General features: G+C 44.3%; 12 protein-coding genes and 1 tRNA gene. 5 read left to right on the forward strand and 8 right to left on the reverse strand.

All coding sequences use genetic code 11. From position 1 onward, the window contains the following. Nucleotides 1-1,019 precede the first annotated feature (1,019 nt). From SGI98_05395 to SGI98_05405, 3 genes are all read right to left on the reverse strand, one after another. Nucleotides 1,020-1,094: transfer RNA gene (locus tag SGI98_05395), tRNA-Asn, on the reverse strand. A 67-nt stretch (nucleotides 1,095-1,161) separates the two neighbouring features. Next, nucleotides 1,162-1,611 (reverse strand): metallophosphoesterase family protein, encoded by a 450-nt coding sequence (locus SGI98_05400; GenBank protein MDZ4742838.1) that lies wholly within the window; start codon nucleotides 1,609-1,611, stop codon nucleotides 1,162-1,164. Continuing rightward, nucleotides 1,608-3,440, reverse strand: coding sequence for a serine/threonine-protein kinase (locus tag SGI98_05405; protein MDZ4742839.1), 1,833 nt, complete (start codon nucleotides 3,438-3,440; stop codon nucleotides 1,608-1,610). Before SGI98_05405 ends, SGI98_05400 begins: the two co-directional genes overlap by 4 nt. A gap of 328 nt (nucleotides 3,441-3,768) precedes the next feature. On the opposite strand from SGI98_05405, the gene SGI98_05410 reads away from it, so the two are divergent. Together SGI98_05410 and SGI98_05415 are read left to right on the forward strand one after the other, a co-directional pair. Next, nucleotides 3,769-4,236, forward strand: coding sequence for an NYN domain-containing protein (locus tag SGI98_05410; GenBank protein ID MDZ4742840.1), 468 nt, complete (start codon nucleotides 3,769-3,771; stop codon nucleotides 4,234-4,236). Further along, entirely contained in the window at nucleotides 4,233-4,739 is a 507-nt protein-coding gene (locus tag SGI98_05415) for an NUDIX domain-containing protein (protein MDZ4742841.1), read from the forward strand. Before SGI98_05410 ends, SGI98_05415 begins: the two co-directional genes overlap by 4 nt. A gap of 27 nt (nucleotides 4,740-4,766) precedes the next feature. Here the strand turns inward: SGI98_05415 and SGI98_05420 are convergent, their stop codons facing one another. Together SGI98_05420 and SGI98_05425 are read right to left on the reverse strand one after the other, a co-directional pair. Beyond that, complete coding sequence (locus SGI98_05420; protein ID MDZ4742842.1) at nucleotides 4,767-5,852, reverse strand: uroporphyrinogen decarboxylase family protein; 1,086 nt, start codon at nucleotides 5,850-5,852, stop codon at nucleotides 4,767-4,769. A gap of 65 nt (nucleotides 5,853-5,917) precedes the next feature. Continuing rightward, on the reverse strand, nucleotides 5,918-6,727 hold the full coding sequence (locus SGI98_05425) for a phytanoyl-CoA dioxygenase family protein (protein ID MDZ4742843.1): 810 nt from the start codon (nucleotides 6,725-6,727) through the stop codon (nucleotides 5,918-5,920). A 72-nt stretch (nucleotides 6,728-6,799) separates the two neighbouring features. On the opposite strand from SGI98_05425, the gene SGI98_05430 reads away from it, so the two are divergent. Continuing rightward, nucleotides 6,800-7,654 (forward strand): AraC family transcriptional regulator, encoded by an 855-nt coding sequence (locus SGI98_05430; GenBank protein MDZ4742844.1) that lies wholly within the window; start codon nucleotides 6,800-6,802, stop codon nucleotides 7,652-7,654. Nucleotides 7,655-7,661: 7 nt separating this feature from the next. On the opposite strand, the gene gpmI is transcribed toward SGI98_05430, so the two are convergent. After that, entirely contained in the window at nucleotides 7,662-9,215 is a 1,554-nt protein-coding gene (gene gpmI, locus SGI98_05435; protein MDZ4742845.1) for a 2,3-bisphosphoglycerate-independent phosphoglycerate mutase, read from the reverse strand. A 119-nt stretch (nucleotides 9,216-9,334) separates the two neighbouring features. Here gpmI and bamD point away from each other — a divergent pair, with 119 nt between their 5' ends. Together bamD and SGI98_05445 are read left to right on the forward strand one after the other, a co-directional pair. Next, nucleotides 9,335-10,603: an outer membrane protein assembly factor BamD gene (bamD, locus tag SGI98_05440; GenBank protein ID MDZ4742846.1), complete on the forward strand. Its 1,269-nt coding sequence runs from the start codon at nucleotides 9,335-9,337 to the stop codon at nucleotides 10,601-10,603. Nucleotides 10,604-10,610: 7 nt separating this feature from the next. Continuing rightward, the gene (locus SGI98_05445) at nucleotides 10,611-11,108 is read left to right on the forward strand and encodes an LptE family protein (protein MDZ4742847.1); all 498 of its coding nucleotides are present in this window, start codon (nucleotides 10,611-10,613) and stop codon (nucleotides 11,106-11,108) included. A gap of 8 nt (nucleotides 11,109-11,116) precedes the next feature. On the opposite strand, the gene SGI98_05450 is transcribed toward SGI98_05445, so the two are convergent. Both SGI98_05450 and thrS read right to left on the reverse strand, forming a co-directional pair. Beyond that, nucleotides 11,117-11,572, reverse strand: coding sequence for a hypothetical protein (locus SGI98_05450; protein ID MDZ4742848.1), 456 nt, complete (start codon nucleotides 11,570-11,572; stop codon nucleotides 11,117-11,119). Nucleotides 11,573-11,641: 69 nt separating this feature from the next. Next, entirely contained in the window at nucleotides 11,642-13,435 is a 1,794-nt protein-coding gene (thrS, locus tag SGI98_05455) for a threonine--tRNA ligase (GenBank protein MDZ4742849.1), read from the reverse strand. Nucleotides 13,436-13,537: the final 102 nt, after the last annotated feature.

Below are 13,537 nucleotides of genomic sequence, written 5' to 3' on the forward strand. Positions count from 1 at the left end.
ACTACTAAATGTAACATTGGCTCCTGAGGAAGGAACCGCATTGCCCGACCAGTTTGTCCCCGTATTCCACAGGGATGTACCTGCATCATTATCCCATGTCTGTGAATAAGCAAGACCTCCAGCACACAGCAATATTGCTGTCACTGAAGAAATCAGAAACTTTTTAGAGGGTAATATGTTCATTTATGATTGTGACCGTATTGTGACGATCTGATATCTGAATTTGAGGGTATTTTCACCTCAATAATTCCTATATATATATTCGATTAATTAATAGCAATTTATGACGTATTACCGATATGGTCAATCCTTTTTTATATGATACAATAAAAATTATTGACCCCCGTGGTGTAAATAATAATTTATGGTTGACGTTTTGTGCACTGATTAGTTTACTGATAATTAACATCTTAATCTTCTGCCCTTTTACCTTGATGGCCTAAAAAGCCGGTGAGAGTGTCGATTTAATCTGAAAAGCATGGAAAATTACTCATTTTCTCGTCAGGCGGGGGTCGTCAGTATATTTAGCCACATGAGATGACGCTTTTCAGGGGGCGAATAAATGCAAAGTGCAAATAAGGATGGTCGTCTTCATGGCCCCTTCCACTGCCACTAGGATGGTATTCGATAGGCATTAAAAGGGGTTTGCCAAGTCCATCAGGATGGTGGAGAGCTTTTCTTGCGAGTGTCCCTTCCCCCCCCCTACCACACTAAACCTAAAAAGGAAAATGGTATGTATCATCCGTTGACAGCAGGTCCAGAGAGCATATCCTGACTCAAAAACATTCCTAAACGGGGTGATTTCAATGGTTTTATTGTCTAATAAGCAGCCGACTGACTGTATAGTAATCTGTATAGTAAATTCAGTCCGCGAGGGTTAAATTGGGGCTTTTCGAGTTAATGAGTGTCCACTTGGGATATTCGTCAACGAAGAACAAAAACATGCGTAATAGGCTTGATTTCATTGATTATTATTAATGTCTGACCGTGTGAGTAACGGTCTGTCCACTTAAAGAAAATGGCTGCCCAAGTAGGGCTCGAACCTACAACAAGCGCATTAACAGTGCGCTGCTCTACCATTGAGCTATTGGGCAGTTAAAAAGAGTTTGTAATAATAAATGAATTTCATGAAAAGATGCAACGAGAAAAACAAAAAAATATTTAAAGGGTAAAAAACTCCAGATTTTGGATTGTTTTGCCCAGCTCAAGAACGGCGACACTTCTCAATGCCCCTTGCCGGCCCCGAAAGACACTCCCGGGGTTTATAAACCTGATCCCGTTAACTTTTTCGTCTCTGGGAACATGTGTATGACCATAGATAACAATATCCGGTTTTGACTCAGCAATCTGGATTTTAGCTAAATGAGAATCAAGAATGTGGATCACCAAAAAGCGAATCCCGCAAAAAACCGGTACAGAATATTGTGGTGCCTTCAAATAATCATCATTATTTCCTAAAACAACCGTCGTAGGAGCAATAACTCCTAGTTCCTCAATAATGTCCGAGTCACAAACATCCCCTGCATGGATAATATGATCTACTCTCTGGAAAATCTCATGAATCCGCTGATCCATCCGGTCATGGGTATCTGAAATTAACCCGATCTTCATAACGTTGGTGCGACTGCAGGACTATCCGTGGGTAAACTCTCTGGTGGTGGTGTAGTGGGTTCGACTGGAGCCGGTGGAGGAACATCTTGAGGTGGTTGTTGATCGGGAGATTGATTAACGGGAGGTTGTGGCTGTGGTTGTGGAGCGGGTTCACTCGGTGGGGGAGATGGCAGAGGGGATGTTTGATTTTGGGGAGTAACGGGATTTGTAATCACTGGCTGAACGGGCGCGGCGGGGGTCGGGGTCGGAGAGACTGGTTTAGGAGCAGGAGGATTTTGTGATGAGTGCTGCGAGTCAGATTGGATTTTATGTAATGGCTCCAATCCAAGATTTACAGTTCTTTCCGACCCTTGGCTCAAGGCAGATAGATCAATCCTCATATCTTTGGTTTCATACCCATCCCGCATGACGATGATCCTCAAAAAATCAGCATTGAAGGGGCCAAGGCGGGTATTCGAATCACCTATCTTCTTTGTTTCGACGATGCCAATCTGGGCATCAGTAGGAGTGGCCATAACCCTGATAAAACGTTTTTTCACATCTCCATCCTCTTTTTTAAAAGGATTAGGAATCAGGGGTTGTTCGACTTCGATAGCCTGTTGCAGTAAAAGGGTCGTCACCTTGCGGGTGAGCTCATTTGCCCGGGCAGGATCCTGCTTTTGGGATTTCGCTATCTCGACACGGAGATTATCGACTTTGTCCTTAACCGCTTGAGCAGTTTTTTCCGGCCGCACTTTAACCCAGTAATAGCCAGCGTACCCCAAAGCCGCTATTCCTCCGAGCACAGCCAGTAAAATGACTATTTTTGTCAACATCCCCAATACCGAACCTGTGGCTTCTGAAACCTCATTTTTGACCTTCCGGGCGCGCGCTTCTTTTTTAATTTTACGCACGGATCTTTCAAACTCTGTATGATAGGTTCCTAAAATCAATGCTTGATTGGATTCAATACCCTCTTTCATTTCTTTAGCAGACTGGAAACGCAACTTCGGATTTTTCGAGAGTGCCTTTAATATAACCGTTTCAAACTCACGGCCAATCTGGGCATTATTCACTTTCCGAGGGGGATTAGGCTCCTGATTGACCTGTTTTTCTGCCACATCATCACCTGAAAAGATCGCAGAACCCGTCACTGCCTCATACATCATACAACCCACTGAATAGATATCACTGCGTACATCCGTTTTTTCCCCCATGCAATGTTCCGGACTCATGTATTGTAGTGTCCCGCTAAAACAACGGTTTTGATTCAGGCGGTCGAGAACGGATGCTCCCCTTGAAATACCGAAATCCACAAGCTTTATTGAATATTGGTCCGGCCTGACATAATTTGGGTGGTGTTTAAGATTCTGCAGAGCCGTCATATTATTAGGATCCGAGGCCAAAAGGACATTAGCAGGCTTGATATCGCGGTGAATAACCCCTTCCGCATGGGCATAATCAAGGGCATCACAGAGCTGAACGATAATATGTTTAACCTCACGTTCACCCAGTTTGCCCACCGAATAAATGCGTTCGTGCATTGAAATGCCTTCAATAAACTCCATTTCAATCACCGCTCCCGATTCAGAAATATCAAAGTGATTTAGGCGGACAATATTCCTGTGACTGAGCTTTTTGGCGCTCAGGAACTCCGTCTGCATGTCCAAAATAGCATTCTCATCCCAGAGATTGTCGAAAGGGAGAAGCTTTAATGCCACCGGACTATTATGGAGCTTAGTATCATAACAAAGGTACACCTCACCCCTTCCTCCTTGTCCTAACATGCGAACAATCTGGTACCGGTCGAAAAGTATTACGCCTGGTTGTCTGGGTGCCGGATTATCCATAGTTCTATGTCCACATTTAATAGCCCATAAAATCCTTAGGCAACAAATAAAAATACTTAAATTTCAATATTTGAGATTTTAAGCTTGTGAGTCATCTAAAATTCCGCTCTATTCTTTTCTCTAAATATATGGGACAGCAATTAAATAAAAAAATCAAGCAGGCACGTCGTAAGGCGTATTTAAAACGTAAAAATAAAATCGCTAAGCAGCCCGGTAAAGTAGCCGCTAAAGCATAACCTCCTTTTCACAGGACTACTTCCTGTCGGGTAAATAGTGGTGAGTTTAAGGCGTTAAACAAGGGCTCGCTACAGGCAACAGCCTCAAATCAGTGAGCCATCATCTTTATCACCTGATAATAGACGCCTATAGCGTAATCTACGCTTGGGAAGACCTACGCAAATTGCACTTGGGCAATTTGCGTAAAGCACAGGATGAATTAATCAGGAGGCTCATCCCCCTTCATGACTTTAGCGAATACCGGGTCACCATCGTCTTTGACGGACAGAGTCCATCAAAACCAGAGATAAACAAATTGCCCGGTGATCTGCACATTATTTATTCAAGGCAGAACCAGTCTGCTGATGCGGTCATTGAGCAGCTTGTCGCTTCATTTGCCCATCCTGAAAAAATTTTCGTCGTGACAGACGACAATCAGGAACGCTCCACCATTGAGAGCTTTGGGGCATCCTCCTTCTCTACAGAATCCCTGAAGGGCATGCTCGAATATGCCAACAATGAATTCCGCGAAACCCTTTCGAAGGTAAAATCAACCGTCAAAAAAAACCTCCGGCAATGATCCCCTCCCCTGACCTTCCCCATAAAATCACGACCTTGCTTTACGTTTTTAATCAGCAAGATGAGGTTCTCTTACTCGAAAGAACCCGCCCGCCAAATCAAGGGCTCTGGAGTCCTCCGGGTGGAAAAGTCAAAATCTCAGAGGGTGAATCTCCCTATCAATGTGCCGTCCGCGAGGCACATGAGGAAATCGGGATAAACCTCAATGTCACAGATTTGAGGTTGGCCGGAATCGTAGCCGAAAAAGCTTATGAGGCAAAAAGCCACTGGCTTATGTTTATGTTTGAAGTCAAACCGCGCCTAGACAGGTTACCACCTCCCCATGATGAGGGTCGATTTGCATTTATTCCTCGAGAGCAAATTGCACAGATGGACATACCCAAGACCGACAGAGAGAAACTCTGGGATTATTTCTGGAAATACCGTACTGGTTTTTTCAGCCTAAGCTGTGAATGCCTGCCTAGTGGGGGAAATTCATGGGTTGATGAAGAGATAAAAGAGTGACTTTTATCCCTCTATCAAATCTCGGATTTAATAGACGCATTCCTTAGCTGCATCAGAATAAGCCTGCAAGTTTTCCGTGGACATATGAAAGAAATGGTCACTCGGACTCATCATATAACCACCATTAGGACCATAAGCCGCAAAAGTCTCTTTGACGTGATCAAAGATTTCTTTTCTTCCTGAGCGCTCTAAAACAGAATTCTGGTCCAGTCCCCCGATCAAACAAACCTTATCCCCTATTTTCGCCTTTAACTCCCGGGGACGGGCATCTCCACCCATGGATGGAGGGGTCAATGTCTCGGAGGCATCACAATGATTTTCAACCACCATATCCAGAATCGGCATCATCCCCCCACAAGTATGGTACACCACCTTGTGCCCCACCTCATGGAGTGCATCATGGAGCTCGGTATCATAAGGGATGCAAAACTCTTTGAAGAACTTTGGGGAAATAACGGTAGAGCTCGCCGCACCACCCCCGGTCTCAATCAAATCGAACTTGGCCCCTTTGAGTTCATTATGGATGAATTCTAATTTCTTATCACAAAGAATCCTGAGGAACTCGTGAACCCATTCAGGGTTGTCAGCACATTCGTAAATCATCTCTTGGGTGCCCATCATACAAGTTGCCTGTTGCCAACACCCGCCTTGATCCCCAAAGATGAACCCCCTCACGATCCCATCATCTCCCACTTGATCGTAAGCTTCAGATATATTCTGGTGGTCGAGTATTGGAGGTTTCAGATACTTCCTGAGGAGTTCGATATCCTCATGTTTTTTAATGAAATGGGTGATATTCCAGCATGTATAATCATTTGACCCCATCAGCTTCTCAAGCTTACCCTCAGGGGTTATGACGGTGTGTCTATAACGCCGCTCATCCTCTGGAGAATCCATCTCTTCAATCGTCTCGATCCATTCAGAATCTTCACTAAAATGAGGAAAAAACACAGAAATGGCCGCGTCCAAACTGAATTTCTTGAACGCCTCTAAGTCAGTCATTCCATTCAGGTATTTCTTCAGGTGAAAACCCTGCCACTGGTGTGCCGTGGCCGGTACGCGATCAGGTTTCTCACGGTTCAGTGCCCGGAGCATTCTTTCTTTGGATGTCATATCATTATTCCTCTTGGATTTCGAGGGTCGTCAGGGGAATAGGTAAATTTTAAAAATGTCTAGTGTTAATGGCCACCCCGTGAATTCGTCTGCCGCCAATGAGCGATGTCTGAATAGGATTTTGTGGGATCACCTAACAGGTTATTGGCAAGGTTACGGCCACGAGCTAGATAAATCTTATGGTTTGAATATTTATCACTATCGAACTTACAAGCGGCACTCATATAACGCATGGTATATCCGCAACGACGTTTCTGGCTTTTATTGGCAGGGCCACCGTGAATAATCTTGGCATGGTGCAAACTGGCTTGATTAGGTTTAAGGATACAAGGAATGGCCTTTTCTTCAAATCGTTGTGGTTTGACAATTTCATTTGGGAATACTGATGTTTCCTTGTCAGGAACATCCTCATAAGTCGAAAACCCGTTATTATGGGAACCGGGCACAAGGTACATACACCCATTTTCTGGACTGGACTCGTCTATCGCGAGCCAAACAGTAACCACCTCCATCGGTGAAATAATCTTACCCCAATAAGAACTATCTTCATGAAAAGGAACCCTCTTCCCATCACCTTGCGGTTTGCAGATAAAATGACTCGACCAAAGGCAAATGTCGGGCCCGATCAATTGCTCAACGAGATCGAGGACCTCATCGGCAAAAAGCCACTCGAAAAGTTTAGTGTCCAGGAAGTGAGGAACGTCCATGGCCTCAGGGCGGAAACCTTCAGGCAGATTTTTTAATTCTGTTTCAAAATGTTCTTTGAGGGCATTGAATTTTGACTCAGGAAAGATAGGCTCATGATAAATGATATATCCTTCTTTTTTATATTGGGCAATTTGCTCTGTCGAGAGTCGGTTTAGGGATGTTTGCATGTTTCAAATAAAGCACACTTATTTGATATAATCTTGCATTATAAGAGCTTTTTATTACGTTTTATTGATATTATGGCAAAATCAATCCCAAAACTCCTCCTCCAGGATTACACGACTGCTGAAAAACAGGGGCATTTTGCACGGACAATCATGAATTACGAGAATAACCATGACCTACATACCCATGATTTCTATGAGGTCTTATGGATTGAAAAGGGGGAAGGCTGGCATCATATCAATCATCAGAAGATTGAACTGCAATCCGGCTCACTCTGCTTTATCCGTCCTTCCGATGTCCACGGGTTCAATAGTAAAACCGGCTCCCGTCTAATCGTTGCCAATATAGCCTTTCCGGAAGAGACCAAAAAATACTTTATTGGTCGCTACAAGGAATCCCTCCCCTATTTTGATCACAAGGGATCCCTTCCTTATTCTTTTGACTTGGATCAAAGCAAATTGCTTGAACTATCACGAAACTCCCAATTCCTTGGGGAAGGCCCCCAGCAGTTATTCAGAACAGAAGGTTTTTTATTGGGGTTATTGTCTTTATTAATCCCCCAAGACACATCATCAGAGTATAATGACTTACCGGAATGGCTAAAATATGCCTGCCAGAGGATCGAACATAACAAGGCCTTCCAAGAAGGCACTCATGCATTAGTTAAATTGGCGGGAAGGAGCCCAGAACATGTCGCTCGAACCCTGCGTAAATTGCGGGGGGCGACTCCGACTGATATCATCAATCAAGTGCGTATGAGATTCTGCTCCAATGCACTTGCATCGACCGATGACAAAATCGCGCAAATTGCTCTGGATGCAGGGTTCCAGAACCTCGGCCATTTTTATCAGGTTTTCCGCAAAACTTACCATCTAAGCCCCCGGCAATACCGCCTTCAACAACGCTCGATATTCCGGGGAAAACCCTAACAGACCATTATTTATGGTGAACTAGATTATGACCAGTCATTTCTGGGGGTTGAGGAACTTCCAGCATGGCCAAGAGTGTGGGTGCGACATCAGCGAGGATACCATTTGCCACCGTATAATTCTGCGCATCCTTAGATATATAAACAACATGAACAAGATTAGTCGTATGTGCAGTATGGGGTGATTTATCAGGATTCATCATCTTCTCACAATTACCATGATCAGCCAAAATCAGGAGTTGTCCCCTTAGACTCAAGACCCGATCCACTATTTTACCCACGCATTCATCCACCGTTTCGACAGCTTTGATTGCCGCTTTGAGCAAACCCGTGTGGCCAACCATGTCAGGATTAGCAAAATTCAGTATCACAACATCAGGGGCTGTCGCCTTGAAGCGCAATTTGCTCAACAGCTGGTCAGTGACTTCATAAGCGCTCATTTCAGGTTGCAGGTCATAAGTCGCGACTTTCGGCGATGAAACCAAAATGCGTTCCTCCTTCTCAAAAGGTTTCTCCAATCCTCCATTAAAAAAGAATGTAACATGGGGATATTTTTCGGTTTCCGCAACGCGGACTTGGCTCAATCCTGCATCACTAACGACTTGGCCAAAGATATTATTCATGGAACTCGGGGCATAGAGGTTTGGGAAAGGATATGTCTCATCGTATTGGGTCATCGTAAAATAATTAACCTTAGGACGATAGGACCGGTCAAACCCTTTAAAATCATCAAACATCAACGCCTGTGTCATCTGGCGGCCACGGTCAGAGCGGAAATTAAAGAACAGGACTGTATCCCCATCTTCAATGAGGGGTTTCCGGTCTTGAATCACTACGATCGGCAAAATAAATTCATCACTGATTTCTTTGGCATATGAATCCTTGAGGGCCTGAACGGGATCGTTGGTCGGCTCACCTTTGCCTTCTACAATACATTCATAAGCTTTTTGGACACGTTCCCAACGTTTATCACGATCCATGGCGTAATATCGACCCACGACGGTAGCGATCTGCCCCACACCGATTTCTTTAATTTTTGCCTGTAAATTTGAAATATAAGATACGCCTCCTCTCGGAGATGTATCACGTCCATCCGTAAAGACGTGAAGTAACACTGAAGTTAATCCTGCATTCTTCGCTGCTTTTAAAAGTGCGTAAATATGAGTGATCTGGCTATGAACCCCCCCATCAGAGACTAGGCCCATTAAATGGAGTGTTTTCTCTGATGATTTAACCAATTCAAGCATTTCCTGGAGTTTTGGATTATTTTCAAATGATTCCTCCCTAATATCCTTATCAATACGGGTAAGATCCTGATAAACAATGCGTCCTGCTCCTAAATTCAGGTGTCCGACCTCGCTATTACCCATTTGTCCGGCGGGTAATCCGACATCCTCCCCGCTGGCACTCAACATCGATCCTGGATAATTCTGGTAAATCCGGTCATGAACAGGGGTTCTTGCCAAAAGAGGGGCATTTCCCTCATCATTAGCGCCTTTGAGTCCGGTGGGGCTAATCCCCCAACCATCACGAATAATAAGTACAACTGGCTTTCTAGACATGGCTGTGGACAATAAACAGCGCAACAGGGCGAATCAAGCGAACTCCACGAAAAAACTCAAAATTCAGCTTATGAACAGGACAACTTGACTCCAAAAGAATTGTTACATAGTCTTGTCCGATGTTTTCACGGTTAAAGACATACCTTTTATTTTGCCTAATAGCATTTGTCCTCGCAGACAAATGCCCTGCTGCTATTACATGGACCCCCGACGGAGGATTTGAATCCGAAGGGGCATTAGATGCTGGGAGTGCTCGTGATACATTGGAATTAGCAAAAAAACTGGAGTTACAGAAAAAATATGGGGAAGCCCTCAAAGCCTACCGGACCGGAGCCCGCAAATACCCAAACTCTTTTTCTGCAGCTGAACTCTATTACGGGTGGGGCCGAATGGTTGAGATCGAAAATGATTTTACCCGCGCCTTCAAAACTTATCAGGTGATTGTCGAAAGATATCCGAATAGTGAATATTATGACAAAGCCTTAGAGCGCCAGTTTCAAATAGGCAACCTTTATCTTGCTGGTGAAAGGGAGCGCCTCTGGAAAATACCCACGCTACCTTCAATGCAAAAGACGGTCCAGTATTTCGAGCAAATCGTCAAATCAGCGCCCTATAGCCGCTGGGCTCCGGAAGCACAGTTCAAAATCGGAGTCGCCTTGGAAAAACAGAAAAAATATGCCGAGGCTGTAAAAGCATACCAAAAAGTTATTAATAAATATCCTAATCTTGACATAGCTGCATTAGCACAATACCAGATTGGTTATGCTTGGATGGGTGCGAGTTCCACTCCTGAATATGATCAAAGCGCCGCAACAAAAGCCATTGAAGCATTTGAAGATTTCATGACCCGCTATCCTAATAATGAAAAAGTCGCCCAAGCCGAACAAAACATTACCAAACTTAAAGGCAATCAAAACCAGGGTTCAATGAATATTGCGAAATTTTATGATAAAGCAGGCGATATGCGTGCAGCCATCATTTATTATAACGAAGTCATTCAAGAAAACCCCGATTCCGAAAATGCACGTTTAGCATCCAAAAGGATAGACGAATTAAATAAGAAGCTCGGGAAGAACAAAGTAAACCTCGAGGAAATCAATAACCCCCTAGCATTACCTGTCGGCGACCTCCCCACGGATACTGAGACACAAGCACAGAAAAATGCAGTTCAAGACGCACTCGGCCTGTCAGAACATCATGGTTCACAGGCGGATTCACAATCTGCCCTCCCCCAGCCAGACAATCAATCCTTACCTAGTCCGGATAATTCACCCCTTCCTGACCAATCAACACCGAATACCTCCCCCTCCCAAGCACCAGCACCGATCAATCCTCTGCCATCAAACGCCAACGGCCCCCCCACACCTGCCAATCTCCCTGAACAATAGAACTGCTATGCGATTACTTTTTCTGACACTCTGCCTTTTGGTTGTCTCTGGTTGTGGATACAGGGTAGGCCCGACTGTCAGGTCCGCCTATGCCGATGTGAAAAAGATTGATGTCCCGACAGTCATCAATAAAACCTTTGAGCCAAATGTTCAGTCATTGATTACGGATACGATCATTAATCGGTTTAATAATGATGGTACCTTTGAAATTACCGGGCAAGCCCAGGCAGATGCCACATTATCTATTACGATCAATGAAATAGACCGGACTCCGTTGCGTTTTGCCACGAGTAATTCCTTGGTAACACAAGAATACCAGCTAACTATCAGGGCTACGTATGAGCTCAAAAGCAAAAGCGGCAAAATGTTAAACTCATTCTCTGCCCAAGGGATAACAACATTCTTTGTCAGTAATGATTTGATCGCTTCCCAACGTCAGGCAATACCTTTGGCCGCGGAAAGTCTTGCCAATGATATCGTATCTCAAATATCTGAGGCTTGGTAATCAATATTTTACTGGGAAGGCATATCAGAGGTTCCCTCTGCAACAACCTCTATTTGCTCCATTAATTCCACTTCAATTTCCGGCTGTCCCTTATATTCTTTTATTGTTCCTGATACCCTGACTTTCTGTCCGGATAAACTCTTCAAGAACCCACTCCAAGTCACCGGATCCTGTTGGATCGTTTTTTCAAAGACAACAACATGAAAATTCTTAATAGACGGATTATAAGGGAAAAAATTTATAAAAGTAGCTTTACCGGATTTACCCTCAGACACTTCAAGGACCGTCCCTTCAACCATAGCAGACACTCCGGGCTGTTTAATCATATCCCCACCTTGAGATGCGTCAAAATGGACAGCATCGGGTCCCGAAACATCTCCATGACCATCCTCCGCCTCAGCGGCCATTCCATTACCAAAACTAAAATGGAAAACCGCTAATGAAATGATGAAAAAAGTTTTCATAAACAATACTTAACCGATAAGCTGCCTCTTTTCCAGCCTCTTAAAAGTGTTTTTTTTCAGATTTCCCGGTCAAGATGTCTTGGGAATTAATGGAGCACGCGAGGAAATCTCATGGTGAATCCGGGAAATAAAATCCTCGACCCCCACCAATCCTTCATCGCCCTTTGCACGGGAACGCACGGCCACGCTATTTGCTTCAACCTCTTTGGCACCAACTACCAACATATACGTCACCTTTTCAGTTTGCGCACGGCGGATTTTACCCCCGATCTTATCGGATTTTAAATCAATTGTGACCCTGACGCCTTTTGCACGTAATTTGCCTTGGAGGACTTCAGCGAAACTCCTCTGTTCATCTGAAATCGTGAGGACACGCACTTGCTCTGGGGCTAACCAAGCGGGGAAAGATCCACCGTAATGTTCAATCAGGAACCCAATGAAGCGTTCGTGTGTCCCCAAGGGAGCACGATGGATGCACAGAGGTGTCGCCTTCACATTATCCTGAGTCGTGTATTCCAAGTTAAAACGGCGAGGAACAGCAAAATCAACCTGATTTGTGGAAAGGGTAAATTCCTTACCAATGGCACTCCAGACCTGCACATCAATTTTGGGACCATAAAATGCAGCCTCATTGGGCACTTCGATATACTTGATCCCTGAATCGATCAGGACTTGGCGGACCATGTCCTCTGTTTTTTTCCATAACTCCGGTTCATTCACAAACTTTTCACCCAACCGTTTGGGGTCGTGGGTTGAAAAGCGCATAACATAATCCTCAACTCCAAATATCTTAAAATATTTAAGATACATTTCATTGACCGCCCGGAACTCCGATGCAAATTGTTCTTCCGTACAATAAATATGTGCATCATTCATCTGCATGGAACGCACCCTCATTAAACCCATGAGCTCACCCGATTGCTCATAACGGTAACAAGTGCCGTATTCCGCCAGCCTCAAAGGCAAATCACGGTAACTCCGGGGTATAGCCGCAAAAATTTTGTGGTGATGAGGGCAATTCATCGCCTTGAGATAATATTTAACCTTCCTTCCCTCATCCTCCTCAAATTCCATGGGAGGAAACATTGACTCTTGATAATAAGGGAGGTGACCACTCTTAAGGTAGAGGTTTTCACGCGCGATATGCGGTGTACGAACTCGATCGTATCCGGCTTCAAACTCGGTTTCTTTTGCTAGTCTTTCAAGCTCCTCGATCAAAACAGTACCCTTGGGCAACCATAGGGGCAGTCCTTGCCCCACATCATCTGTATCAAAAGTAAAAAGCTCCATCTCCTTGCCTAGCTTACGATGATCGCGCTGTTTGGCTAATTCCAGGTTTTTAAGGTATGTATCAAGCTCCTCTTGGCTGAAAAATGCCGTGCCATAAATCCGTTGGAGTTGTTTGTTTTTTTCATCACCTCGGTGGTAGGCACCAGCTATGGACAATAACTTAAAAGCTTTTATCTGAGCTGTTGATTGCACATGAGTCCCCGCACAAAGGTCTGTAAACTCACCATTTTGATAAAAAGACACGGCTTCATCCACAGGAATATCTCCCAAGCGGGAAATTTTATATGGTTGATTCCTCTCTTTGAAAAATAACTCTGCCTCGGCACGGGAAACTTCCTTACGGGTAAACACTTGGTTTTCTTTGATTACCCTCTTCATTTCTTTTTCGATTTTTTCAATGTCTTCTGGAGTAAAACGTGGTTCCACATCAAAATCATAATAGAATCCATCACTTGTGGGGGGGCCAATATCCAGGAGGGCTTGGGGAAAAAGGCGAAGAACGGCTGTAGCCATCACGTGTGAACACGAATGGCGGACTTCTTCTAGGGGGGGCATCTGTCTACTGTTATCCATAAGATTTCAACCATAAAAAACGTGCCCAATCGGTCAAGACTGAAGAAATTAATTCCATTCTATTGGGATAGGCTCATTATCCTCATTATTCCAGACTGCCTC

Source organism: Verrucomicrobiota bacterium (genome assembly GCA_034440155.1).
Taxonomy (GTDB): Bacteria; Verrucomicrobiota; Verrucomicrobiia; order JAWXBN01; family JAWXBN01; genus JAWXBN01.